27 protein-coding genes are annotated in these 22,082 nt (G+C 61.3%); 9 read left to right on the top strand and 18 right to left on the bottom strand.

Going from position 1 to position 22,082, the window contains the following annotated elements; translation table 11 throughout:
* Window positions 1-5 precede the first annotated feature (5 nt).
* Both lolD and D8767_RS19910 read left to right on the top strand, forming a co-directional pair.
* Window positions 6-689, top strand: coding sequence for a lipoprotein-releasing ABC transporter ATP-binding protein LolD (lolD, locus tag D8767_RS19915; RefSeq protein WP_174244669.1), 684 nt, complete (start codon window positions 6-8; stop codon window positions 687-689).
* A gap of 61 nt (window positions 690-750) precedes the next feature.
* Window positions 751-1,992 (top strand): lipoprotein-releasing ABC transporter permease subunit, encoded by a 1,242-nt coding sequence (locus D8767_RS19910; protein WP_025754455.1) that lies wholly within the window; start codon window positions 751-753, stop codon window positions 1,990-1,992.
* Between the two features lie 41 nt (window positions 1,993-2,033).
* Here D8767_RS19910 and D8767_RS19905 read toward each other — a convergent pair whose 3' ends face one another.
* Together D8767_RS19905 and cinR are read right to left on the bottom strand one after the other, a co-directional pair.
* Complete coding sequence (locus tag D8767_RS19905) at window positions 2,034-3,386, bottom strand: heavy metal sensor histidine kinase (protein ID WP_016714914.1); 1,353 nt, start codon at window positions 3,384-3,386, stop codon at window positions 2,034-2,036.
* Window positions 3,383-4,063, bottom strand: coding sequence for a two-component system response regulator CinR (gene cinR, locus D8767_RS19900; RefSeq protein WP_016714915.1), 681 nt, complete (start codon window positions 4,061-4,063; stop codon window positions 3,383-3,385). Before cinR ends, D8767_RS19905 begins: the two co-directional genes overlap by 4 nt.
* 160 nt (window positions 4,064-4,223) lie before the next feature.
* Here cinR and D8767_RS19895 point away from each other — a divergent pair, with 160 nt between their 5' ends.
* Entirely contained in the window at window positions 4,224-4,733 is a 510-nt protein-coding gene (locus tag D8767_RS19895) for a plastocyanin/azurin family copper-binding protein (protein WP_016714916.1), read from the top strand.
* A gap of 68 nt (window positions 4,734-4,801) precedes the next feature.
* The gene (gene queF, locus D8767_RS19890) at window positions 4,802-5,632 is read left to right on the top strand and encodes an NADPH-dependent 7-cyano-7-deazaguanine reductase QueF (protein ID WP_016714917.1); all 831 of its coding nucleotides are present in this window, start codon (window positions 4,802-4,804) and stop codon (window positions 5,630-5,632) included.
* 33 nt (window positions 5,633-5,665) lie between these two features.
* On the opposite strand, the gene D8767_RS19885 is transcribed toward queF, so the two are convergent.
* A complete protein-coding gene (locus D8767_RS19885; RefSeq protein WP_003248815.1) occupies window positions 5,666-5,929 on the bottom strand; it encodes a DUF4404 family protein in 264 nt (87 codons plus the stop codon).
* Window positions 5,930-6,051: 122 nt separating this feature from the next.
* On the bottom strand, window positions 6,052-6,618 hold the full coding sequence (locus tag D8767_RS19880; RefSeq protein WP_016714918.1) for a hypothetical protein: 567 nt from the start codon (window positions 6,616-6,618) through the stop codon (window positions 6,052-6,054).
* 201 nt (window positions 6,619-6,819) lie between these two features.
* Here D8767_RS19880 and D8767_RS19875 point away from each other — a divergent pair, with 201 nt between their 5' ends.
* The gene (locus D8767_RS19875) at window positions 6,820-7,527 is read left to right on the top strand and encodes a VacJ family lipoprotein (protein WP_016714919.1); all 708 of its coding nucleotides are present in this window, start codon (window positions 6,820-6,822) and stop codon (window positions 7,525-7,527) included.
* A gap of 34 nt (window positions 7,528-7,561) precedes the next feature.
* Here the strand turns inward: D8767_RS19875 and D8767_RS19870 are convergent, their stop codons facing one another.
* A complete protein-coding gene (locus tag D8767_RS19870) occupies window positions 7,562-7,861 on the bottom strand; it encodes a PilZ domain-containing protein (RefSeq protein WP_016714920.1) in 300 nt (99 codons plus the stop codon).
* Window positions 7,862-8,142: 281 nt separating this feature from the next.
* On the opposite strand from D8767_RS19870, the gene rssB reads away from it, so the two are divergent.
* Entirely contained in the window at window positions 8,143-9,324 is a 1,182-nt protein-coding gene (rssB, locus tag D8767_RS19865) for a two-component system response regulator RssB (RefSeq protein ID WP_016714921.1), read from the top strand.
* Window positions 9,321-9,803 carry an anti-sigma factor antagonist RssC gene (gene rssC, locus D8767_RS19860; RefSeq protein ID WP_009686305.1) on the top strand — a complete coding sequence of 161 codons (483 nt, stop codon included), beginning with the start codon at window positions 9,321-9,323 and terminating at the stop codon, window positions 9,801-9,803. Before rssB ends, rssC begins: the two co-directional genes overlap by 4 nt.
* Before the next feature lie 12 nt (window positions 9,804-9,815).
* On the opposite strand, the gene D8767_RS19855 is transcribed toward rssC, so the two are convergent.
* The 3 genes from D8767_RS19855 to dusA form a co-directional block, all read right to left on the bottom strand.
* A complete protein-coding gene (locus D8767_RS19855; RefSeq protein WP_016714922.1) occupies window positions 9,816-11,666 on the bottom strand; it encodes an alkaline phosphatase D family protein in 1,851 nt (616 codons plus the stop codon).
* A gap of 144 nt (window positions 11,667-11,810) precedes the next feature.
* Window positions 11,811-12,737 (bottom strand): transaldolase, encoded by a 927-nt coding sequence (gene tal / locus D8767_RS19850; protein WP_016714923.1) that lies wholly within the window; start codon window positions 12,735-12,737, stop codon window positions 11,811-11,813.
* 170 nt (window positions 12,738-12,907) lie between these two features.
* Window positions 12,908-13,918 (bottom strand): tRNA dihydrouridine(20/20a) synthase DusA, encoded by a 1,011-nt coding sequence (dusA, locus tag D8767_RS19845; protein WP_016714924.1) that lies wholly within the window; start codon window positions 13,916-13,918, stop codon window positions 12,908-12,910.
* 104 nt (window positions 13,919-14,022) lie between these two features.
* On the opposite strand from dusA, the gene D8767_RS19840 reads away from it, so the two are divergent.
* Complete coding sequence (locus tag D8767_RS19840) at window positions 14,023-15,144, top strand: site-specific integrase (RefSeq protein ID WP_122048394.1); 1,122 nt, start codon at window positions 14,023-14,025, stop codon at window positions 15,142-15,144.
* Here D8767_RS19840 and D8767_RS19835 read toward each other — a convergent pair whose 3' ends face one another.
* From D8767_RS19835 to D8767_RS19790, 10 genes are all read right to left on the bottom strand, one after another.
* The gene (locus tag D8767_RS19835; RefSeq protein WP_122048393.1) at window positions 15,145-15,420 is read right to left on the bottom strand and encodes a pyocin activator PrtN family protein; all 276 of its coding nucleotides are present in this window, start codon (window positions 15,418-15,420) and stop codon (window positions 15,145-15,147) included. It abuts the gene before it with no gap.
* A 183-nt stretch (window positions 15,421-15,603) separates the two neighbouring features.
* Window positions 15,604-16,023 (bottom strand): hypothetical protein, encoded by a 420-nt coding sequence (locus D8767_RS19825; RefSeq protein WP_122048391.1) that lies wholly within the window; start codon window positions 16,021-16,023, stop codon window positions 15,604-15,606.
* Window positions 16,020-16,742 carry a hypothetical protein gene (locus D8767_RS19820; RefSeq protein ID WP_122048390.1) on the bottom strand — a complete coding sequence of 241 codons (723 nt, stop codon included), beginning with the start codon at window positions 16,740-16,742 and terminating at the stop codon, window positions 16,020-16,022. Before D8767_RS19820 ends, D8767_RS19825 begins: the two co-directional genes overlap by 4 nt.
* Before the next feature lie 371 nt (window positions 16,743-17,113).
* Window positions 17,114-17,410, bottom strand: a complete 297-nt coding sequence (locus D8767_RS29330; RefSeq protein ID WP_256658597.1) for a hypothetical protein — start codon at window positions 17,408-17,410, stop codon at window positions 17,114-17,116.
* Window positions 17,407-19,236, bottom strand: a complete 1,830-nt coding sequence (locus D8767_RS19810; RefSeq protein ID WP_122048389.1) for a DNA cytosine methyltransferase — start codon at window positions 19,234-19,236, stop codon at window positions 17,407-17,409. The genes D8767_RS29330 and D8767_RS19810 overlap by 4 nt, the downstream gene beginning before the upstream one ends.
* The gene (locus tag D8767_RS19805) at window positions 19,233-19,730 is read right to left on the bottom strand and encodes a hypothetical protein (protein ID WP_122048388.1); all 498 of its coding nucleotides are present in this window, start codon (window positions 19,728-19,730) and stop codon (window positions 19,233-19,235) included. Before D8767_RS19805 ends, D8767_RS19810 begins: the two co-directional genes overlap by 4 nt.
* Window positions 19,731-19,813: 83 nt before the next feature.
* Entirely contained in the window at window positions 19,814-20,059 is a 246-nt protein-coding gene (locus tag D8767_RS19800; RefSeq protein WP_019096608.1) for a pyocin activator PrtN family protein, read from the bottom strand.
* Window positions 20,056-20,565, bottom strand: a complete 510-nt coding sequence (locus D8767_RS19795) for a hypothetical protein (RefSeq protein WP_019096609.1) — start codon at window positions 20,563-20,565, stop codon at window positions 20,056-20,058. The genes D8767_RS19800 and D8767_RS19795 overlap by 4 nt, the downstream gene beginning before the upstream one ends.
* Window positions 20,562-20,726, bottom strand: coding sequence for a hypothetical protein (locus D8767_RS28835; RefSeq protein ID WP_156676014.1), 165 nt, complete (start codon window positions 20,724-20,726; stop codon window positions 20,562-20,564). The genes D8767_RS19795 and D8767_RS28835 overlap by 4 nt, the downstream gene beginning before the upstream one ends.
* A gap of 139 nt (window positions 20,727-20,865) precedes the next feature.
* Window positions 20,866-21,570, bottom strand: coding sequence for a LexA family transcriptional regulator (locus D8767_RS19790; protein ID WP_019096611.1), 705 nt, complete (start codon window positions 21,568-21,570; stop codon window positions 20,866-20,868).
* A gap of 97 nt (window positions 21,571-21,667) precedes the next feature.
* On the opposite strand from D8767_RS19790, the gene D8767_RS19785 reads away from it, so the two are divergent.
* Complete coding sequence (locus D8767_RS19785; protein WP_019096612.1) at window positions 21,668-21,892, top strand: YdaS family helix-turn-helix protein; 225 nt, start codon at window positions 21,668-21,670, stop codon at window positions 21,890-21,892.
* Window positions 21,893-22,082: the final 190 nt, after the last annotated feature.

Here is a 22,082-nt window from a genome sequence, read left to right as displayed (position 1 = left end):
CGCGCATGAGTGATAAAGCCGTTCTGAGTTGCCGCAACCTGGGCAAGTCCTACGACGAGGGCCCGGAGTCGGTGCAGGTGCTGTCCGGGCTCAACCTGGAGCTGCACGCCGGCGAGCGGGTGGCCATTGTCGGCAGCTCCGGTTCGGGCAAGAGTACCTTGCTCAACCTGCTGGGCGGCCTCGACCGGCCGACCCAGGGCAGCGTCTGGCTGGCCGGCGAAGAACTGTCGGCGCTGGGCGAGCGCGCCCGTGGCCTGCTGCGCAACCGAGAGCTGGGCTTTGTCTACCAGTTCCACCACCTGTTGCCAGAGTTCACCGCCATTGAGAACGTGTGCATGCCGCTGCTGATCGGCCGCACGCCCATCCCCGAGGCCCGTGAGCGCGCCGAGGCGCTGCTCAAGCGCGTGGGCCTGGGCCATCGCCTGAACCACAAACCGGCCGAGCTGTCCGGTGGTGAGCGCCAGCGTGTGGCGATTGCCCGGGCCCTGGTCAACCGCCCTGGCCTGGTGATGCTCGACGAGCCGACTGGCAACCTCGACCACCATACCGCCCAGGGCATCCAGGAGCTGATGCAGGAGCTGTCCAGCGCCTCGCGCACGGCGTTCCTGGTGGTGACCCACGACCTCAACCTGGCGCGGCAGATGGACCGTGTATTGAAGCTCGACGACGGCCACCTGGTGGCCATCTGATCGACTGCCCGGGGTGGCAGGTGCCGCCCCGTTTTCCTGTTTTCACTGGGTGATTCCGTACATGTTCAGACCCTTGCCCATTTTCATCGGCGCGCGCTACACCCGAGCCAAGCGTCGCAACCACTTCATCTCGTTCATTTCGATGACCTCGATGATCGGCCTGTCGCTGGGTGTGCTGGCGATGATCGTGGTGTTGTCGGTGATGAACGGCTTCCAGCGTGAAATGAGCGCGCGCATTCTTGGCCTGGTGCCGCATGCTGCCATCCTGGGCGTGCAGCCGATGGACGACTGGCACAAGGTGGCCGACGCGGCCCTGCAGAACCCGGCGGTGATGGCGGCAGCGCCGATTACCGAAATGGAAGGCATGCTGTCGTACAAGGGGGCGATGCAGCCGATCCAGGTGGGCGGTATCGACCCGGCCGAAGAGGGCAAAGTCTCTATCGTTGGCCAGCACATCGTGCAGGGCCGCTTGCAGGACCTGCAACCGGGTGAGTTCGGCGTGGTCATCGGCGAGCTGACGGCGCGTCGCTTCCGCCTGAACACCGGCGACAAGCTGACCCTGATCGTGCCGGAAATCAGCAAGGAGCCGGGCGGGATTACCCCGCGTATGCAGCGCCTGACCGTGGTCGGTATTTTCAAGGTGGGCGCCGAGCTGGACGGTTCGCAGGCTTACATCCACGTGGCGGATGCCGGTGAGATGCAGCGCTGGGCGCCGGGCCAGGTGCAGGGCGTGCGGTTGAAACTGCATGACCTGTATGCCGCGCCGCAGGTGTCCAAGGCCATCGCTGCCGGGCTGGGCGATGCCTACCGCGCCGATGACTGGTCGCACACCCAGGGTAGCCTGTTCAGCGCCATGAAGATGGAAAAGACCATGATCGGCCTGTTGCTGATGATGATCATTGCGGTGGCCGCGTTCAACATCATCGCCACCCTGGTGATGGTGGTGAACGACAAGGGGCCGGACATTGCCATCCTGCGTACCCTGGGCGCCACGCCGGCGCAGATCATGGGCACGTTCATGGTTCAGGGCAGCCTGATCGGCATTGTCGGTACGTTGATTGGTGGCGTGCTGGGGGTGATTGCGGCGTTCAATGTCAGCCAGATCGTTGGATGGCTGGAGCGGGTGAGCGGGCAGCACATCTTTACGTCGGATGTGTACTTTGTCAGCAGCTTACCATCGCAGTTGCAGTGGGGGGATGTGGCGATCATCTGCACTGCGGGCCTGGTGATGAGCTTTTTGGCGACCATTTACCCGGCATATCGGGCATCGCAGGTGCAGCCGGCGATTGGCCTGGCGGTTTGATGTTTACCTGAGAGTCTGGGGGCTGCGAAGCAGCCCCAATTTCAACGATCCTGAGTGAACTCGATCAAAAACCGCGTCCACCCATCCTCGCATTCCGCCCGGATGCACCCGCCATGGGCCTGCACGATCGACCGGGTAATCGCCAAACCCAACCCCGCATGTTCGCTGCTGCCTTCCCGTCGCGCAGGGTCGACCCGGTAGAAGCGGTCGAACAACCGTGGTAGCGCCGCAGGGTCAATAGCCTGCCCGGTATTGGCCACGCAGATTGTAGGCCCCGGCTCCAGCGTCACCCTTATCTGCCCGCCCGCCGGGGTAAACCGCAGGGCATTGTCCAGCAAGTTGGACAACGCTCGCCGCAGCATATGCCGGTCGCCCTGCAACACGGCTTCTCCCTCACGCAACATCTGCACCCCGCTGTCCTCGGCGAGCGGCGCGTAGTACTCCAGCAGTGCATCCACTTCTTCATGCAACGCCAGCGGCGCCTGCCCCGGCACCAGCAGGCCGTGATCGGCCTTGGCCAGGAACAGCATGTCGTTGATCATCTGCGCCATCCACTGCAGCTCTTCCAGGTTGCCATGCAGCGCCTCGCGGTACTCCTCCAGGCTGCGGGGGCGGGTGAGGGTGACCTGGGTGTGGGTCAGCAGGTTGGACAGGGGCGTACGCAGCTCGTGGGCGATGTCGGCAGAAAACGCCGACAGGCGCTGGAAGGCATCGTCCAGGCGTTGCAGCATGGCGTTCATGCTGGTGGCCAGCTCGGCCAGTTCTTCGGGCATCTGCGCCACCGGCAGGCGGGTGGTGAGCGAACGTGCCGACACGCCAGCGGCCACCTGGCCCATTTGCCGCAAAGGGCGTAGCCCACTGCGTGCGGCCCAGGCGCCAAGCAGCGCGGTGGCCAGCGCCGACAGGCCGACGGTTAGCCAGATCAACCGTTGCATGCCTTGCAGGAAGTGCTGGTGGTGGGTGATGTCCAGGTAAAGGGTGAGTTGCGGCGACGGTGTTGTGCCTTGTGCCAGGTGCATGGCCAGGCTGCGGTAGTCGGTACCTTGCGCGTGCAGGGTAGCCAGCCCGGCGGGCCGTGGTGCCTGCGGCAGCCCTGTGCGGCTTTCGAACCAGGTGGTGCCGTCGTTGCCGCTGATGCGCAAGGCCAGGTCGGCCTGGTGGCTCAGCTCATCGTGCAGGGCGGGCAGGCGGGCCTGTAAATCTTCCGGCGTGCTGATGCCGGCCAGTTGTGCGCGGAACAGCGACAGGCGCGAGTCCAGCAATTGTTGGTCCAGCTCGACGAAATGCTGCTCGCTGGCCTTGCTGAACAACAGGCCGGCACCAAGCGAGACGGCTGCTGTGCAGGCGGCGAACAACAGGGCCAAACGGCTGCCGAGGGAAAGCCTGCGCATCAATCTGCACGCTCTTCGAGTACATACCCCATGCCGCGTACGGTGTGGATGAGTTTGTTGGGGTGCGGGTCGTCAATCTTCAGTCGCAAGCGGCGGATTGCCACCTCGATCACGTTGGTGTCGCTGTCGAAGTTCATGTCCCATACCTGCGAGGCAATCAGCGATTTTGGCAGCACCTCGCCCTGGCGGCGCAGCAGCAGTTCGAGCAGGGCGAACTCCTTGGCGGTCAGGTCGATGCGCTGGCCGGCGCGCTCGGCGCGGCGGCGGATCAGGTCCAGGCGCAGGTCGGCCAAGCTCAGGATGGTGTCCTGGCCGGGGTTGGTGCCACGGCGCAGCAAGGTGCGCACCCGGGCCAGCAGCTCGGAGAAGGCAAAGGGCTTGACCAGGTAATCATCGGCGCCCAGCTCCAGGCCGTGCACGCGGTCTTCGACGGCGTCGCGTGCGGTGAGGAACAGTACCGGCGTGTCGAGGCCGGCCTGGCGCACCGCTTGCAGGATTTGCCAGCCATCCCTGCCGGGCAGCATCACGTCGAGGATCAGCAGGTCATGGTCACCGGTCAGCGCCAGGAACTGGCCGGTTTCGCCATCGGTGGCCAGTTCGGTGGCGAAGCCGGCTTCGCTCAGGCCTTGGCTCAGGTACTGGCCGGTGCGGGCCTGGTCTTCGACGATCAGCAATTTCATTGGGTAGCTTGCCTCCAGCAAGGGCCGGGTGATGCTTGAAATGATACGTGACTATCCCGGTCGTCACTCAAGCTGACAACGTTGTAATCTCCCTGTCAGGTTGCCGCCAGCCGTCCCCGACTAAGGTCGCCTCATACTGTTGTGCATGCCCGGAGTCATCATGAAACACCTGTTCATCGCCGCCACCCTTGCCTTGGTCAGCCTGCCAGCCTTTTCTGCCGAGGCGAAAACCTTCGCCTTCGGCGAGCCGGCCCCGGCGGCCAAAGCCAGCCGCACGGTGGACGTGGTGCTCAAAGACATTGCCTTCGAGCCCAAGAGCCTGCAGGTAAAAGCCGGTGAGACGGTGCGCTTCGTGCTGGTCAACGAGGGCAAGCTGCCGCACGAGTTCAACCTGGGTGACAAGGCCATGCATGCCGAGCACCAGAAAGAAATGGTCGCCATGCAAGGCAGGATGTTCACCCAGGCCATGAATCATGAAGGCATGGATCACAGCCAGATGATGGATCACGGTGGCGGCCATGGTCACGGCGGTGGCAATACCGTGCTGGTAATGCCCGGCCAGCGCGCCGAGCTGACCTGGACCTTCCGCCAGTCGGCGCCCATCGAGTTTGCCTGCAACGTACCAGGGCATTACCAGGCCGGTATGGTCGGGGCCTTGACCATCGAGTGACTTGCCCTGCAAGGCGGGGTGCAAAACCGGTAAACTAGGGGCAATTTCGAACCTTTAGGTCAGTTTCCATGCATCCCGCTGCCGAACACTCCCCGCTGGGCAAATCCAGCGAATACATTGCCACCTACTCCCCGGAGCAGCTGTTCCCGATTCCGCGTACTGCCAAGTGGGCCGAGCTGGGCGTCACTGCGCAGACCTTGCCCTGGCAGGGCGTGGATTACTGGAACTGTTTTGAGCTGAGCTGGCTGCTGCCGTCGGGCAAGCCTGTGGTGGCGATCGGCGAGTTCGCCATTCCGGCTGATTCGCCGAACATCATCGAATCCAAGTCGTTCAAGCTGTACCTCAACTCGCTGAACCAGACGGTGTTCGCCTCGCTGGGCGAGTTGCAGGCGTGCCTGGAAAAAGACCTGTCCGCTGCCGCTGGCAAGCCGGTGGGCGTGAAAGTGCGGACCTTGGCCGAGGTCGAGGCCCAGGGTGTGGTGGCTTTGCCGGGGCTGTGCATCGATGCGCTGGATGTGGCCATCAGCAACTACGAGCAGCCGCAGCCAGAACTGCTGCACTGCAACCCGGAGCGGGTTGTGGAAGAAACCTTGCACAGCCACTTGCTGAAGTCCAACTGCCCGGTTACCGGCCAGCCGGACTGGGGCAGCGTGGTGGTCGAGTACAAGGGCAGGGCGCTGGACCATGCCAGCCTGCTGACCTACCTGATCAGCTTCCGCCAGCATGCCGACTTCCACGAGCAGTGCGTGGAACGCATTTACCTGGACTTGAAGAACCTGCTGCAGCCGGAGCACCTGACGGTGTATGCGCGTTATGTGCGCCGGGGTGGGCTGGACATCAACCCTTACCGCAGCACCGGGGCCATCAGCCCGCAGAACACGCGGCTGGTTCGGCAGTAAGGTATGGGGGCCGCCAAGCGGCCCCCGGCTATTTCAGATCCCCATGCTGTGCAGCGAGTTGGCAATACTGCGCAGGGTGGCGGTGAGGTCGGGGTGGTCGGCCTCGAAGCGTTCGATCGCCAGGTTCACGCCATCCACCAAGTTGTTGTCCGGCGTGGCTTCCTCAAGTTTCAGTTGCGCCTCAATCTGGCGCGCTTCTTCGTGCAGCGCGGCCAGCTCTTCTTCCGAAAGCGGTACGTTGCGGTCCAGTTGCTCGCGCAAGCTGTTCAGGCGCTCTTGCAATTCGCGGGCAGGCATTGGCAGTTCTCCATCAATGGCTTGGCAAGCCATGGACCTCAGCGAAGCGGCAAAGGTTCTGGCCTGTCTTCAGCGTAATCCACCTGCCGCCGCTTTGCATGATCCGTGTCAAAGGTGCTGTATCAGGGTTTTTCACCTTTGCGCCGGCGCTGCGCGATGTCCTGCAGGCAGGTATCCAGTGCTTCGAGGTGGTCGATTACCGAATGCACGCCCAGGCTGAACAGCTCCAGCGTCGCCTTGCCGCGGGCCAGGTCTTGTTCCTGTGTACTCATGGCTTGCCATTGCTGCGAGCTGCGGTCGCAGAGCGGGCTGCAGGCCGCCAGGCCCACCGTCCACAGGCCCGCGTTAAGGCCCGACTGCAGCAGGCGCGGGTCGCCGCTGACCAGCACGCAGCCGTCCAGGCGTTCGCTGTCCAGGCTCATCAAGGCCTGCCAGCAGGCATTGGGCGCTGGCCAGCGGACGCCGTTGACCAGGTGCCCTGGCAGCCAGTCGGGCAGCACATGGGCCAGGCGTTTGCTGTGGGCGGCGGTGAGGTCATCCAGCCAGATGCACGGCACCTGGCGATGACGCAGGCTGGCGAGGGTGGCCAGTGCGCCGGGGGCGGGTGAGGGGGCGCCGCCATTGGCAGCCTGCACCAGGCAGCCGCGCAAGCCGAACAGCACAGCAGTGAATGCAGGTGCAGCGTCCATGGCAACTTCCCCCAAATAGTCCGCAGGCTATTCGCTGATTGTTACCGGCCTGTGACAGGCTCGCCCGCGCAACAGTTGTTCACAAAATATTGAGCAAAAATGTGTAAAGCTGTTTATCAGGCCGCAAGCCTCTATACTGCCGCCTTACCAGCAGCGCGCCCCGTTGCGCGTGCGGCCGAGAAATTCGATGGAGAGACATCTATGCGTAGGATCGGTGCCAGTGTGATCGAACGAGTCACCCAGGCCTGTGTCTGTGCCAGCTTGCTGCTGGCGCCCGTGGCAGCCACCCAGGCCGCCACCGAGGAAGATCCCTGGGAAGCGGTCAACCGCCCGATCTTCCGTTTCAACGATACCCTCGACACCTATGCCCTGAAGCCATTGGCCAAGGGCTACCAGACGGTCACCCCGCAGTTCCTTGAAGATGGCATCCACAACATCTTCCGCAACCTGGGCGACGTGACCAATCTGGCCAACGACCTGCTGCAGCTCAAGCCTCATGCAGCGGGCGTGGACACTGCGCGGCTGATCGTCAACACCACGTTCGGCCTGGGCGGCTTCTTCGATGTGGGTACCAAGATGGGCCTGCAACGTAATGACGAGGACTTTGGCCAGACCTTGGGTTATTGGGGCGTGCCGAGCGGCCCTTACGTAGTCATCCCGCTGCTGGGGCCGAGCACCGTACGTGACGGCGTAGCCAAGTACCCGGACACCTACACCAAACCCTACCGCTACATCGACCATGTGCCGACGCGCAACTCGATCTTCGCCCTGGATGTGGTCGACACCCGTGCCGACCTGTTGTCGGCCGAAAAGCTGATTCAGGGTGACAAGTACATCTTCATTCGCAACGCCTACCTGCAGAACCGCGAGTTCAAGGTGAAGGACGGCGAAGTCGAAGACGACTTCTGATCCGTGAGCCTGGGGCTGCAACGCGGCCCCAGGTTCAGTGCATCGCCAGAATCCGCAACCCGAACTTCTGCTGCCCGCCCGCCTGGTCGGCAATCCATACCACTTCGGTGCTGGCATGCAGCCCTTTCAGCGCCGGGTGGTCTGAGTCGATCCGCACCTCGATATGATCCCCCACCAGAAAGCGCTGCGGTGCTTGCACCTGCATGCCGCCGCTGGACAGGTCCAGGCACACGGCCGCAATCACCTGGCCCTCATGCAACAGGCTGACCTCGGTGTCGAGGCGCATACGGATAAAGTCGCGTTTCTCGCTGTGGCTGGAGGGCGTGTGGGGCATGCTGCATCCTTCCCATCGGGTTGCGCTGGTCGACTTTCTTATAACTCCCGGTGATTTGCCCTGTAAAGAGCGGCGAGGTCGACCCTTGCATGCTTGAAACCCCTGCCGGATGGGAGTACCGTCTGCGCCTTACAAGGTAGCTCTGACAGTTGCCGGAGAGTTGCCGGGCAGGTGTTCTTGTCCTACAACTCAAGTAGAGTGTGACCCTAAAGAATTCCCGTAGCTGGCCGTCTGCCTTGCCGACACCGCTGCACCAACCTAAATCGGCGCCGTTCGCCCACATGCAGAAAACCAGTGCAACGCTGCTGATCATCGATGACGACGACGTGGTCCGTGCGAGCCTCGCCGCCTATCTTGAAGACAGTGGCTTCAGCGTCCTCCAGGCCGGTAATGGCCAGCAGGGGCTTCAGGTCTTCGAAGAACACCAGCCCGACCTCGTGATCTGCGATCTGCGCATGCCGCAGATGGGCGGCCTCGAACTGATCCGCCAGGTCAGCGAGCGCGCGCCGCAGTTGCCGGTGATCGTGGTGTCTGGTGCCGGCGTCATGAGTGATGCGGTGGAGGCGTTGCGCCTGGGCGCCGCCGACTACCTGATCAAGCCGCTGGAAGACCTGGCCGTACTCGAGCATTCGGTGCGCCGCGCCCTCGACCGTTCGCGCCTGGTGCTGGAAAACCAGCGCTATCGCGACAAGCTCGAAGCCGCCAACCGCGAACTGGAGGCCAGCCTGCACTTGCTGCAGGAGGACCAGACCGCCGGTCGCCAGGTGCAGATGAACATGCTGCCGGAAAGCCCCTGGGCAGCCGGTGAGTTCGCTTTCGCGCACCAGATCATTCCGTCGCTGTACCTGTCGGGTGATTTTGTCGATTACTTCCGCGTGGACGAGCGGCGCATTGCCTTCTACCTTGCCGATGTTTCCGGGCATGGCGCGTCGTCGGCCTTTGTCACCGTGCTGTTGAAGTTCATGACCACGCGGCTCATGTTCGAGCTCAAGCGCAGCAGGATGCGCGAGTTCAAGCCGTCGGAAGTGCTTAGCCATATCAACCGCGGCCTGATCAATAGCAAGCTGGGCAAGCACGTCACCATGGTCGGCGGTGTGATCGACGAAGAGTCCGGTCTGCTGACCTACGCCGTGGGCGGTCATCTGCCGCTGCCGGTGCTGTACACCCCCGATAATGCCCGCTACCTGGAAGGCCGTGGCCTGCCGGTGGGGCTGTTCGAGGAGGCCACCTACCAGGATCTGGTAGTGGAGCTGCCACCGCAGTTCAGCCTCAGCCTGATGTCCGATGGCATTCTGGACCTTTTGCCGGGTGACACGCTCAAAGATAAAGAAACCGCCTTGCCGGAGATCGTCAAGGCAGCAGGTGGCAGCTTGGATGGGCTGCGTCAACGATTCGGATTGGCTACGCTTGGGGAGATGCCGGATGATATCGCCCTATTGGTGTTGAGCAGGAACCTTCAATGAGTACCGGTAGAATCCAGTTCGCCGAGCAGAGTGGTACCTTCGTACTGAAATTTGTCGGTGAAGTGCGCCTGACCCTGTGTTCGGCGCTGGATGCGACGATCGAGAAGATTTTCACGGCGTTGAACTTCTCGGCGATTGTCATCGACCTGACTGAAACCGAAAGCATCGACAGCACCACCCTGGGCCTGCTGGCCAAGCTGTCGATCCTGTCGCGGCAGAAGGTGGGCTTGCTGCCGACTGTGGTTACCACTAATCCAGACATTTCCCGGTTGCTGCAGTCGATGGGCTTCGATCAGGTGTTCAACATCGTCGATCGCCCAATCCCGTGCCCGGAATGCCTGACCGACCTGCCATCGCAGGACCAGAACGAAGACGTGGTGCGCTCCAAGGTGCTGGAGGCGCACAAGATCCTCATGGGCCTGAACGACTCCAACCGCGAAGCGTTCCATGACCTGGTCAACGCGCTGGAGCGAAGCTGACCTGTTGCCTGGCTACCGCCCGGCAACAAACTCGGTTGCTTCAGCGCCGCCGGCATCCAGCTGAAGTACCCGCACTGGCCGCCCCTGTTCGTCGAAGAACACCTGCCCCAACCCCGCCCCGTTCCAAAGCCGCTCTCCAGCCTTGCTGTGGCTGGGCGTACGCGGTACCACTTCCATCTCCCGGCGCCTGGTGAACCAGTTCAACGGCGAGCGTGGCGAATACAGCCAGCGGTTGAGCCGGTCGAGCACATCCAGCAAACGCCGGGGGAACTCGTTCTTGATCCCGCTGCTGGTCACCTGCCACAAGTGCGGGCTGCGCTGGCGGTGGCGGATCAGCACTTCATAGACGAACGAGTAGTGCACATCCCCGGACAGCACCACATAGTGCCCCGGTGTACGGGAGTGGCGGAAGATGTTGAGGATGACCTGCGCCGCCCCTCGGTGGGCCATCCAGTTTTCGGCATCTACCAAGAGTGGATAGCCTAGCCAGCTGAACACCTTTTGCACCGTCTCGATCAGCTTCACGCCAAAAATCGGCGCAGGTGACACGATGACCGCAGACGGGTGGTCGAGCAGTGCTTGCTGCAACTCGCTCAGCGCCTCCCAATCGAGCAGGCCGGACGGCTTGGCCAAACTGCTTTCACTGCGCCAGCGCCGGGTGCGGGTGTCCAGCACCAGCAGGGGCGGGTTTGTGGGCAGGCTGAAGTGCCAGCCCTGGAAGCGCAACAGCTCGTCGATCAGCTCATCCTGGTGTTGGCTGGTCAGCGCCTGGCATTGCTCGGTCAGTGGCTTGCAGCCGTCCGGGTTGTTACCCCAGGCCTGGCACAGCAGGTAGCCGAGCAGGGCGTTGCCGATAATGCGCCGCGAGAACGGATGGCCGTAGGCGGTTTCTTCCCACTGTGCCGAGAGGTTCCAGTCGTCGGTGATGTCGTGGTCGTCGAAAATCATCAGGCAGGGCAGGTGGGCCATCACCCGCGCCACCTGGTCGAGGTTGTCGGCAAACGCCTGGATCAATGGCAGCTCTTGCCGGTAACGGGCCTGGCGCTGGTCGGTAAGACCGGTGGGCATGTCCAGGTTCACCAGTTGCCAAGGCACCGGTGACCACACCAGCAGGTACATGGCCATGACCTCGGCGAAGGTCACCAAGTGGTTGTCGGCGTTGCTGGACGAGAAAATCGGCTTGCGCTTGCCGCCAAAAAAACGCTCGCGCAAGGTGTCGTTGTGTTCCTGCGCCGGCAGCAGGTCGGCGCGGTGGTAGTAGCTGGCCGGGTGCTGGTAAAGCGCCTGGCTATCCGGCACCACCGCACCCTCCAGCTGCTCGTCGAACAGGCCCAGGCGCGCGATCAGGGTATGGATGGCGCGCAGCATGGGGCCGGCGACATCGTCGGCGTACACTTGGTCGCCGGTCATCAGCAGCACGGCCGGGCGGTCTTCGGGCTTTGTGCAGGCCTTGAGCAGGCGATCGGCGCACAACAGGCCATCGGCAGCGGGGTGGTGCGGCTTGCGGCAGGAACCGTGCAGCAAGTGGTCGAGGCGGTCGCGCAGCACCAGGCTTGGGCGCTGGGTGCCGGGGTAGAGCAAGTGTGGCGCCCAACTGGCGATGCCTTGACCGTTGATCATCAGATCGTAGTCAAGCAGCTGGTTGCAGGGCAGGGGATTTGCGAAGTGGATATCCAGCAGGTGAATGAAGGCCTGCTGGCCGACCGGGAGAACCTGGCAATCGACCTGGGCCTCGCCTGCGGGGCAGATGAAATCGGGTTGCAGCGGTTGGGTGGCGACCAGCCAGATGGCCAGGCGCTGGGGCTCCAGGCGGCGCAGTACCGGGCCGGCGAGCACGAGGGGCAATGGGGTAGAGGGGGTCATCGACAGCTCGGGTGGCTATGCGGGCCTCTTTGCGGGCAAGCCCGCGAAAAGGCCCTGGAATTCAGTACACAACTAAAACAGGGCAAAACAAAACGGGCGGAAAATGCTGAACACCTCCCGCCCGTCAGGCAAACCCGAACTGTATCAGGCCTTTTCAGCCATTAACTTCTCCAGCTTTTCCTGGTCCCGCGCAAACTGGCGGATACCCTCGGCCAACTTCTCGGTGCCCATGGCATCTTCGTTCATCGCCCAGCGGAACTGGCTTTCATTCAGCTGCTGCTTGGGTTCACCCGCATTGCCAGGCTTGAGCACGCGCGGCAGCTCACCCTGGTCATCGCTCAACTGCTGCAACAGCTCAGGGCTGATTGTCAGGCGGTCGCAACCGGCCAGTTGTTCGATCTGGCCGATATTGCGGAAGCTGGCGCCCATGACCACGGTGTCGTAGCCATTGGCCTTGTAGTAGTCGTAGATGCGCGTGACCGACTGCACACCAGGGTCTTCGGCGCCCACGTATTCCTTGCCGGTGCTTTTCTTGTACCAGTCGTAGATACGGCCCACGAACGGAGAAATCAGGAACACCCCGGCATCGGCGCAGGCTTGTGCCTGGGCGAAGGAGAACAGCAGGGTGAGGTTAGTCTGGATGCCTTCCTTCTCCAGCTGCTCGGCGGCACGGATGCCTTCCCAGGTGGAGGCCAGCTTGATCAGCACGCGGTCTTTGGAGACCCCGGCTGCGTCATACAGCCCGATCAACTGGCGGGCTTTGGTCAGCAGAGCCGCTTCATCGAACGACAGGCGCGCATCCACTTCAGTGGAGATACGCCCCGGGATGGCCTTGAGAATGCCCGAGCCCACGGCCACTGCGAACTTGTCGCAAGCCAGGTCGACATTGCCCTTGGCATCGGCCTTCACCTGCGTGAGCAGATCGGCATAGCCCGGGATGGCGGCGGCCTTGAGCAGTAGCGACGGGTTGGTGGTGGCATCGACCGGCTTCAGGCGGGTGATGGCATCCAGGTCCCCGGTGTCGGCGACCACGGTGGTGAACTGCTTGAGTTGTTCCAGCTTGGAGGTCATGGGCGTGCTCTGTCCTGTGCAATGACTCGACATTACCCGAGCCCCGACGGCCGCTCAAGGGCCGTCGAAACCATGCAGGCAAGCGGTGGAAGCAGGCTTGCCCGCGAAGGGCGGTGCGAAAGGTGAAGATTCGAGTCGCAAGCCGGCCCGAGGTTCCCAATCCCGCCTTGTCACCGCCCTTGCAACAACTCCACTGCCTGATCAAACACCGCCAACGGCTCAGCGGCCTTGTGAATATCCGCCGACAGCAATTGGCGGAAGCGCCGAGCGCCCTTGAACCCCTGCGCCAACCCTAGAATGTGCCGGGTAACGTGATGCATCGCGCCACCACTTGCCATATGCGCCACGATGTAAGGGCGCAGCTGTGCCAGTGCCTCGCTACGGCTGACCACCGGCGCCGCGCTGCCAAACAGCTGCTGGTCTACCTCGGCCAGCAGGTAAGGGTTGTGATATGCCTCACGCCCCAGCATCACGCCATCGAAGGTTTCAAGGTGCGCCTGGCATTCGGCCAGGGTCTTGATCCCGCCGTTGAGCACGATCTCCAGGTCCGGGAAGTCGGCCTTCAACTGCGCTGCCACGTCATAGCGCAGCGGCGGGATTTCGCGGTTCTCCTTCGGCGACAGCCCCTCCAGGATCGCGATGCGCGCATGCACGGTAAAACTCCGGCAGCCAGCCTCTCGCACCTGCCCAACGAAGTCGCACAGTTCGGCGTAGCTGTCGCGGCCATTGATGCCAATGCGGTGCTTGACCGTCACCGGCGTCGACACCGCATCACGCATGGCCTTCACGCAATCGGCCACCAGCGCCGGGTGTGCCATCAGGCAAGCGCCGATCATGTTGTTTTGCACCCGGTCGCTCGGGCAGCCGACGTTGAGGTTGACCTCGTCGTAGCCGGCCTCCTCGGCCAGGCGCGCGCAGGCAGCCAGGTCGGCGGGCACACTACCGCCCAATTGCAGGGCCAGCGGGTGCTCGGAGACGTCGTGGCGCAGGAAGCGGTGGGCGTCGTTGTGGAGAAGGGCGCCGGTGGTGACCATCTCGGTGTAGAGCAGGGTTTGGCTGGAGAGCAGGCGCAGGAAGAAGCGGCAGTGGCGGTCTGTCCAGTCCATCATAGGTGCAACGCTGAAGCGGCGTGACGGCTCAGGGCGCGTGGTTTGTGGCTTTGAGGCTGATTCTAGGGGCATTCTGGTCTACGCATTTTTGTACCATTTTTGGGCGTTTTTGGGCGTTTTTGGTGTGACAGTGGTACGATGTACCACCGCCACTCACGCTTGGGCCACCGAAAATCATGGCAACGATCAGAGCAAGGAAAAAGGCCGATGGGACGGTCAGCTACACCGTCCAGATCCGCCTCAAGAAAAAGGGTGTCATAGTTTACCAAGAAGCCCAGACATTCGCCCGCAAGCAGGCTGCTCAAGCCTGGGCGAAGCGACGAGAGACCGAATTGGCGGTACCTGGTGCGATCGAGCGGGCCAGCCGCAAGGGGCACACGGTCAAGGAGATGATCGAGCGCTACCTGATCGAGGCGGAGAAAGCCCGGCCTCTCGGTGAAACCAAGCGGCTTACTCTCAATGCCATCAAGAAGAGCTACTTGGGGGAGAAGGTCGATTCGGACATCGGCCAGCAGGTCCTGGTGGATTATGCGCTTTGGCGCATGGGGCCAGAAGGTGGCTCCGTAAAGCCTCAGACTGCCGGCAATGATTTGGCTCACCTGGGTTCGGTTCTTTCCTTGGCCAGGGCGGCTTGGGGGTATGAGATCAATCCCTTGGCAATGTCCGACGCTCGTCTCGTCCTGAAGAAGTTCGGTTACAACATGCGGAGCCGCGAGCGAGATCGCAGGCCTACATTGGATGAGCTCGATAAAGTGATGGAGCACTTCTTCGAGATGCTGCAGCGCAGGCCGTCAGTCATCCACATGCCTAAGGTGGTGGCGTTCGCGATATTTTCGACAAGACGAATGGACGAAATCACGCGCATCCTCTGGGACGATCTGGATGAGCACCGGAAAGCAGTGAAAGTGCGGGATATGAAAAACCCCGGTCAGAAGCTGGGTAATGATGTCTGGTGTCACTTACCAGATGAGGCATGGCAGATTGTGCAGAGCATGCCGAGGGAGTGCCCGGAGATATTCCCGTACAACACTGACTCGGTCGGTACTGCTTGGGCTAAAGCGTGCAAGATGAAAGGTATCGAGGACCTGCACTTTCACGATCTACGCCACGAAGGTGTGAGCCGGCTGTTCGAGATGGATTGGGATATACCCAGAGTTTCGAGTGTATCTGGCCATCGCGATTGGAACTCGATGCGGCGTTATACCCATTTGCGCGGTCGAGGAGACGTGTATAAGGGCTGGAAGTGGTTGGACCAGATTATCCAGGCGCCGGTGAAGCTCGGCGCCCGGGTAGGCTAGTTAGCTTGCGCGTAGAGGTTTGTTCAACTGCGCGCATTCAAGCCGCGCAGCTTCCCTTTGTCGGTCCAGGTACATGGCCAGATCAGCGATATGCACGCCTCTGGCACTTTTCTGACTAGCTTCGAGCCTGGTTATCGGAAGCTGGATTTGTCCGGCCAGCACCTTTCTTTGAAACATATCAGGCGTCAAGTGCGTGAAATAGTCGGTGCATACCTGCTCTATTGAGATAATGGCTTTGCCATTGTATTGCGCCATTAGAACGAAAGCGGTGTTCATGCACGCCTCCCCAGTGCTCGTTTTGCCGCCACATTAGCCATGTAGGCTGACCATTTATCGCTCTCGCGCAGTTGGCGGATTCGACTGCATTTCGAGTGTCGCCTAGTCGACCTGCCTTTGCCGCATACATCGCAGATGGCAGGCAGATCGAGGCTGTGTGAGGCCATGGGTGGCCTGGTGCGCTCAGTCATAACTCACTGCCTCGCTGCCATTGTTGATGGCGTCCAGTGCGGCTTGGTCAAGCAAACGATGCATGTGGTTAGTACCTTGCTCATCCTCACGCTGCAGTTCGTGGATGATTTCCTGTATCAATAACGTGCCGTTCTGGATGCTGATCGGAGCGCCTCTGTAGTCGACCGGCCATTCCGGTGAGCAAGTGACTGCGTGTAAGAGGCACTCGGTGGTGATGCGGATAACCAGTTGGTCGCCTTCGACTCCCACCGTTGGCAGCACGTCGATTAGCTCGGCCGATTTCGCAGTTGTTGGAGTTAGGATGCGATCCAGCTCATCAGCTACGTCCTGCATGCCAACAGCTGCTGCTGCGTCAAGGGCTTGCTCCAGCAGCTCATTGGGCACACTAACCATTCGGTTGGTGTCGTTCATGGCTGCGCCTCACGTGCCATTTGGCGATCCAGGCGTTCGATCTCGGCCAAGATCAGGGCGCCGGCCTTGATGAGCATCAATCGCGGGCTGGTTGGCTTCCAGTGCTCTTTCGCCCAAGGCCAGAGTCCTGTTGGTCTTGAATTGAGGTAGTCGATGTGATCGTCTTGGCTAGCGCCCCTAGGATCTGCCCAGAATGCGTAGGCGCCTGCAGCCTGGGCGAGTTGCCCCGTGGTGTATTGGTCGTCACGCTCAAGGGTGTGGCCCTCTTCGCGAACTTGACGGCGCCGTTCAGCCAGCAGGTCTCGGATTGCAGTGCTCCAGGTTGGGCTCTGTTCCTCAAGCAGCTCGCGGGTCTCCTTGATCTGGTCGTTGAGGCCCTGGTCACTCACGCTGGTGTGTTGGACCCAGTCCTCCAGTAGGGAGCAGGATCTTTCGGCCAACAGGAGAAGCTGGAAGTTGAGGTCGGGCTGCTCGCCCTCCGCTTTGTCGAGGCTGTGGCAAGACGCTGCACCGGCGCAGGGGAGGCCGGAGAGCTGGATATTGCTGTCGGGCTTACAGCCCTCGGCGTTTATATGGCGGTGGCGCTCGATCTCGGCGATCAAGCCCAACACTGTCGCGGGCGGTAGTGCCGTCCCATAGTCATTCAGCGCGGCGGAGTCGTATTGGTTTGCGGCAGCAGCAGTGGCGAGTGCCTTCAGTCTGATGATGTCGATAGTCATGCTGTAGCCCTCCGGCTGATGATGAAGCCAGCTGCCTGGCGGACCTTCGAGCAACTCTCGTGATTACCTTTGGTTCGCGGCTTGTTGCAGACATCACACATAACGGACATCGCCGCCCGGCAGAGGGGCTGCATGCCTGTTGGGGTGCGTGTCGTAGGGGTGTAGGTCCGTGAGGTGGTCACAGCGAATACCTCTCATGGGGGCGGCGGGCGTTCGGGCTTAGTGCTAGGTGCTCGTAGCCGGTGATGTTGTTAACAGTCGGTAACGTGCTTTCCGGAATGTTTACAGTCGGGCGCTGGTGCGGTTGGACCAGGGCAGCGATGAGCACGCAGGCCAAGATCAGGCTGACCAGTTGCCAGATGCTTGTTGCTTTATGCACTTTGGCGGCCCTCGTTGAGCTGGCTCAGTACCTGTTTGCTAGCCAGATCGAACAGTTCGTCTGCGGAAACAGGCCTGACGGACTGCTCGAAGTTGCGCACGGCGTCAAACCGGGTGCGGTACAGCCCGGCCTGGCCGAGCCAAGCGGCTGCATTGTGCTCGGCGTTTGACACCGGACAGCCGTGAGCTTCTGGGACTGAGCCATCATGGGTGCGCCTGCATTTCCGGCAGTGATACAGGCCGCCGTCGTCTGCCTCGCTCATGTACCAATCATGGTGATGCGTGCTCATGCGGCCTCCCGCTGGTACAGATCGATCAGATCTTTGGCGTTTGCGGCGATCAGGTCTTCCGCTTCGTCGGGGCATACGCTGTTGCCAATCAGCCGGATCTGGTTGGTGTTACTGATGGCGCGCCACTCCAACTCGCCGGTGCGCTGGTTCTCGAATAGCCCTCGATCAAGGATGTAGTCAGGGCTGAAGCCCTGTGCAAGCTTCAACTCTGGCGCCTTCAGCATGCGCAGGGTGAAGTCGACCACCGCGTAGTCGCCCAACAGCACCAGGTCGGCCGACTCAGGGAAGTGCTCGGGCAGATAGGTGTGCAGGAAATGGGCGCACTTCCGGGCTCGCTCCATCAGTTCCGGCGGCAGAATGGCGGCTGGCACTTGCACGATGGTGACCAGCGCCATGCGCTCTCTCGTTGGCAGCGTGTGCATAGGCTCTTCCACGCCTTGCCACTGCCCGCCCGTGCCGTAGTACTTCACCAGGTAGGCGGTGGCCAGCCGCTGATTAGTGCCTCGTCCGAGAATGGTGCTCAGTGGAGCCTTTGCAGCCCGCCCGTCACCGTTGTAGAACCCGCCGTTAGCCTGCTCGAAGTGACACGCGGCCAAAGCGTGTTGCCCGCTGCCTGTGGTCAGGGCGTTGACGGGCTGCAAAAGGCTGCTGCTGGTGCAGCCCTTGCGCAGCGTCACCATGGCGGCAGTGGCCATTGCCTGTTCGCCCCGGTTTGCTCCGGTAATGGTTCGAACTGCCTCTGTGACAGGATAACCCGAGCGCTCACCATGGTGGGTCAGATGCGTGAGGTGTGCTGCTGCCATGGCGAAGTGGCCACCCTTCACTTGGGCAACTTGGGTGCGCAAAGGCTCTGCAATGCTGAAGGTTCGCTGGTTGCTCGCGTTGGCGAACTCGGTGAGGCTGGCGGCAGCCAGCTGCCGATCGTTCAACGGGATGACAAACGGTTGCTCGGCCAGCACGGTGTGCCGCCAGAATCCCTTCGCGACCCGGCGGCAGGTGTTGTCTACCAGCGGGCGCTTGCGGTCGAGGATGCTTTTGCCCAGGTCGGAAAAGTCGATGCACTCCGCCGCGGTTCGCCATGGCAACTGGTCGGCCTGAGGGTTCTCGTGTCTCTTGGGTTTGGTCCACACAATGGGACGGCCATCGGTGCGACCGATCAGGAACAGGCGCTTGCGGATGGTCGGTGACCCAGCGTTGGACGCACGGCGTTCTTTCCATTGCACGTTGCAGCCTAGGCCGCGCACCAGAGCTTCCATGGGAACCCACTGGCCGATGCAGTCCATGATTTCCGCCATGTCGGGATGATCGGCAGGCAGGCCGGTGGTAAGGCAGGATACGAACGCCCTGAAGGTGCGGCCCATCTCGGTCTTGAGCGGTTTACCAGCATCGTCCAGCGGTCCCCAAGCCTGGAACTCCTCGACGTTCTCCATGAGGAACAGGCGCGGGCGTGTCGCAAATACCCAGCGGACAACGACCCATGGCAAGGAGCGAACACTTTTGCTGCGTGGCGCGCCACCTTTGGCCTTGGAGAAGTGCCGGCAGTCCGGTGAAGCCCACAGGATGCCAACTGGCTGGCCGCCGGTTGCCTTCAGTGGATCAACTTCGTAAATGTCGCTGATGTAATGTCGGGTCTTGCGGTGATTAGCTCGATGAACAGCGATAGCAATAGGGTTGTGGTTTATGGCCACATCCGGGTCGCGATAGGCGCGTGCGCCGCCGCTGCTGGCTCCGCCCGCGCCTGCGAACAGATCCACGTACAGCTCCCGCTGGAAGGGAAGGGCCTGCTGCTGCGCGCCTGCAACGTTGATGTGTTGAGCGGTCGTCATGCTGCCACCTCAGCGCTTGCGGCACTGGCTGGGGTTTCGCGCAGTTGGGTGTGAATGCGTTTAGCCAGACCGTCCAGTCCTGCGGCTTGTAGCCTGGCACGCGATGCCTGCTGAGTTGCCTTCATTGCGGTTAACGTCCGCTCGGTGAGGCTCAGGGTTTCCAAGGCGCTGATGAGCAGCTCGTAATCCGCCCTGGTCACTGCCAGTCCGGTATACGACATGATCCTGGCTTCGAGCTCGCGGACGTTGCCTTTGAGATGGGCTACAGCCATGTGGTGCTTGCGCTGGCTCGCCTCGGCTTGAACTCGCGCTTCGTCCAGGTCCACCTGCAGGCTTTGTATCTGCAATTTCAGATCGGCCTGCAGACGCTGTTTCCCGATTTCCAGGCCCCTGTTGAAGGCACGATGCCGAGCTTTCGCGAACAGGAAAGGCAGGATGGCCAGGGTGACCAGAAAGATGATGCCCAGGGCAAGAACTTGTTGATGCGGTTGCATGTGCTGTGCTCCAAATGCAGCCCTCCGCCGTTGGTGTGAGAGTCGGCGGAGGCCATATGCCCCTGATGGCCGGGGCCGCCTGGTCAGGCAGATTGGGTAGAGCGTTCGGCCTGCCGGTCGAGATAAGCGGCAAGGTTGTGCAGGTAGATCACGTGCTGGGCTTTCTTCGAGCTGTCGATCTTGCTCAGCTGAAGATCAATACGTCCTTTGTTGATCAGCTCTTTGAACCGCCTGTCTGACCCGATGTGGGGGAAATATCGCTCTCTGACGGCAGTGAGCGTTGGGCAGGGGGTGGTCCACTCGCTGCGGAGCTGTTCCAGCGTACTCATGCGCATTTCCCGATACCGTCAGGGCTGGGCCGAAGCTTCGCGCGGACTGCTGCTGCGAGCTGCTCTTTAGTGGCTCCCGTCACTGCAGCGCAGACATCGCCCTGGTCGTCAGTCACCACGGCGCCAAGGGGAAGCTGTCGGTTTACGGTGGCGATAACGTAGGCTGTCTGACCCGTCTGCAGGACCTCTTCAACGCTGACTTGCGCCTCCATGAGAGCAAGCGCTTCTTCCGTTTGGGCTGCGGAGTCAGCCCGGCCATTCGCGATGTCCTGCACAAAATCTCTCAAGGACTGGCACTTGGTGGAGAGGGCGCGCGGAAGTTTCAGGCTGCTGCAAAGCGGCCCAAGGGTCACCTTGATGCTGTGATGCGTACTGTCATTTTCGATCTCGATCTGTGCATCGACCGTGGCTTCGGGACGCTGCAATTTGCAGGTCGCAGTGCCGCCGTTATCCAAGGTGCGTTGCAGCAGCATGATCTGGCGAAGGGAGATCCTGAATTCGCTCATGCAGCACCCCCATTGGCAGGTACAGCATGGGCTTTACCTTCGAGCGTGACGACCAGCTGCAAGCCAGTGCTGCGCTGGAATGCCTGTATTTTTGCCACGCTGCTGCAGGCGGTTGGATGGATCAGAATTGCTACCGATCCGTTGTGCTGTGCTGATTTCATTCTTCGTGTCCTTGATGTGAGAGAGGGGCACGAAGCTGAAATTAGCAAAAGCTAAATAATTGTTCAATAGCAGATGCTAAATTGCATGGGCGTGGTTGCGCCCCGGCGGATGGCCGGTAGGACACAACCCGAGAAGGCGTTAGAGCTTTTTCGCGTTCCAGGCCAGTAGGACACGGGCCTGGATATGCATCCGCTCGATCATCGACTCGTCGATGGTAATCGGCGGGTAGATAGGATTGTCGGAGATCATTCGGAGCTGGCCCCCAGTCAGACGCTGCAGGCGTTTGATGTAGAGATCGCCATCGAGGGTGAAGACATAAATTGCGTCTGTCTTCACTTCGGTGATCCCGCGATCCACAAGCAGGGCATCACCGTCTGCGAATGTGCCAGACATGCTGTCGCCGTCGCCAGTGATGATCGCCAGGTTGTCGATGTTGGAGAAACTTAGGCCCTGCATCCTGAGCCAGTCTAGGTGAACCGTCATGTCGCGGATGACTTCAATGTGCATTTCCGGGGCTGCCTTGCCATGCCCCATAGAAGCCGCGACATCGAGATGCGGAATCAGAACGTAGTTCTTGTCCTTTGCTGCCCTGGTGGGCAGGCGAACCACGTTGGTTGGGGCTGCGATGGAGGGTTCCTCCATTGGAGGAGATGTCAGCGTCCCTGCTGCAAGCCCAATCTTGAGCTCGAGATTAAGCGCAGCCTTTTCCCCCAGCTTGCGATGGCCGTTGAGCAGTTGCGACAGGTACGACGCGTCTAGGTCGTGAGCCTCGGCGAATTCCTTCTGGCTCAGGTTCCCCATGATCGTACGGAGGGAGGCGATGCGCCTTTCGTTAATGTCCATCTGCAGATGATTGCTTTCCGTTAGCAAACAGTAAATTACGAGTTGCTATTGCCTTCATAATTAGCAATTGCTAATCTGCTGGGCATTGGAGGTGTCTATGACGCTTAGCGAATATTTGAAAACGATAGACAAGGAAGGGGTCGACGCCCTCGCACGGCACTGCGGAACATCGGTCGGCCAACTGAAGCAAGTGGCTTATGGGAACCGCCGCGCAGGTGCGGGGTTGGCTGTCAATTTGGATCGAGAAACGGGAGGAGAGGTTACTTGTGAATCGCTGCGACCGGACATTGACTGGGGATACTTGAGGCAAGGAAAGGGGTAAGAACGCTGGGCCAGGACTCTCACCTCCCAGCCCAGCTATGACAGTACGAAGCACCATCACTCTCGTCGGCCGGTGGCCTCTCTCACAAGTTCAGCCGGACGACTATTACCACATGCCATGCCCGCACAGCACGCAAGGCACAGCACACAGGTCGTGGTCGTAGGATAGGTCTTACATGATCCTATGACTA

Origin of the sequence: Pseudomonas sp. LTGT-11-2Z, assembly GCF_003691445.1 — a bacterium.
In the GTDB taxonomy this organism is placed as follows: Bacteria; Pseudomonadota; Gammaproteobacteria; order Pseudomonadales; family Pseudomonadaceae; genus Aquipseudomonas; species Aquipseudomonas monteilii.
Note: the sequence above shows the minus strand (reverse complement) of the source record. Positions and strands in the feature narration are given on the sequence as shown.

What these genes read in the sequence shown, in the direction of transcription:
- lolD (WP_174244669.1), top strand. Translation starts at nt 6, where the DNA reads ATGAGTGATAAAGCCGTTCTGAGTTGCCGCAACCTGGGCAAGTCCTAC.
- D8767_RS19910 (WP_025754455.1), top strand. Translation starts at nt 751, where the DNA reads ATGTTCAGACCCTTGCCCATTTTCATCGGCGCGCGCTACACCCGAGCC.
- cinR (WP_016714915.1), bottom strand. Translation starts at nt 4,063, where the DNA reads ATGAAATTGCTGATCGTCGAAGACCAGGCCCGCACCGGCCAGTACCTG.
- D8767_RS19895 (WP_016714916.1), top strand. Translation starts at nt 4,224, where the DNA reads ATGAAACACCTGTTCATCGCCGCCACCCTTGCCTTGGTCAGCCTGCCA.
- queF (WP_016714917.1), top strand. Translation starts at nt 4,802, where the DNA reads ATGCATCCCGCTGCCGAACACTCCCCGCTGGGCAAATCCAGCGAATAC.
- D8767_RS19885 (WP_003248815.1), bottom strand. Translation starts at nt 5,929, where the DNA reads ATGCCTGCCCGCGAATTGCAAGAGCGCCTGAACAGCTTGCGCGAGCAA.
- D8767_RS19880 (WP_016714918.1), bottom strand. Translation starts at nt 6,618, where the DNA reads ATGGACGCTGCACCTGCATTCACTGCTGTGCTGTTCGGCTTGCGCGGC.
- D8767_RS19875 (WP_016714919.1), top strand. Translation starts at nt 6,820, where the DNA reads ATGCGTAGGATCGGTGCCAGTGTGATCGAACGAGTCACCCAGGCCTGT.
- D8767_RS19870 (WP_016714920.1), bottom strand. Translation starts at nt 7,861, where the DNA reads ATGCCCCACACGCCCTCCAGCCACAGCGAGAAACGCGACTTTATCCGT.
- rssB (WP_016714921.1), top strand. Translation starts at nt 8,143, where the DNA reads ATGCAGAAAACCAGTGCAACGCTGCTGATCATCGATGACGACGACGTG.
- rssC (WP_009686305.1), top strand. Translation starts at nt 9,321, where the DNA reads ATGAGTACCGGTAGAATCCAGTTCGCCGAGCAGAGTGGTACCTTCGTA.
- D8767_RS19855 (WP_016714922.1), bottom strand. Translation starts at nt 11,666, where the DNA reads ATGACCCCCTCTACCCCATTGCCCCTCGTGCTCGCCGGCCCGGTACTG.
- tal (WP_016714923.1), bottom strand. Translation starts at nt 12,737, where the DNA reads ATGACCTCCAAGCTGGAACAACTCAAGCAGTTCACCACCGTGGTCGCC.
- dusA (WP_016714924.1), bottom strand. Translation starts at nt 13,918, where the DNA reads ATGCCCCTAGAATCAGCCTCAAAGCCACAAACCACGCGCCCTGAGCCG.
- D8767_RS19840 (WP_122048394.1), top strand. Translation starts at nt 14,023, where the DNA reads ATGGCAACGATCAGAGCAAGGAAAAAGGCCGATGGGACGGTCAGCTAC.
- D8767_RS19835 (WP_122048393.1), bottom strand. Translation starts at nt 15,420, where the DNA reads ATGAACACCGCTTTCGTTCTAATGGCGCAATACAATGGCAAAGCCATT.
- D8767_RS19825 (WP_122048391.1), bottom strand. Translation starts at nt 16,023, where the DNA reads ATGAACGACACCAACCGAATGGTTAGTGTGCCCAATGAGCTGCTGGAG.
- D8767_RS19820 (WP_122048390.1), bottom strand. Translation starts at nt 16,742, where the DNA reads ATGACTATCGACATCATCAGACTGAAGGCACTCGCCACTGCTGCTGCC.
- D8767_RS29330 (WP_256658597.1), bottom strand. Translation starts at nt 17,410, where the DNA reads ATGAGCACGCATCACCATGATTGGTACATGAGCGAGGCAGACGACGGC.
- D8767_RS19810 (WP_122048389.1), bottom strand. Translation starts at nt 19,236, where the DNA reads ATGACGACCGCTCAACACATCAACGTTGCAGGCGCGCAGCAGCAGGCC.
- D8767_RS19805 (WP_122048388.1), bottom strand. Translation starts at nt 19,730, where the DNA reads ATGCAACCGCATCAACAAGTTCTTGCCCTGGGCATCATCTTTCTGGTC.
- D8767_RS19800 (WP_019096608.1), bottom strand. Translation starts at nt 20,059, where the DNA reads ATGAGTACGCTGGAACAGCTCCGCAGCGAGTGGACCACCCCCTGCCCA.
- D8767_RS19795 (WP_019096609.1), bottom strand. Translation starts at nt 20,565, where the DNA reads ATGAGCGAATTCAGGATCTCCCTTCGCCAGATCATGCTGCTGCAACGC.
- D8767_RS28835 (WP_156676014.1), bottom strand. Translation starts at nt 20,726, where the DNA reads ATGAAATCAGCACAGCACAACGGATCGGTAGCAATTCTGATCCATCCA.
- D8767_RS19790 (WP_019096611.1), bottom strand. Translation starts at nt 21,570, where the DNA reads ATGGACATTAACGAAAGGCGCATCGCCTCCCTCCGTACGATCATGGGG.
- D8767_RS19785 (WP_019096612.1), top strand. Translation starts at nt 21,668, where the DNA reads ATGACGCTTAGCGAATATTTGAAAACGATAGACAAGGAAGGGGTCGAC.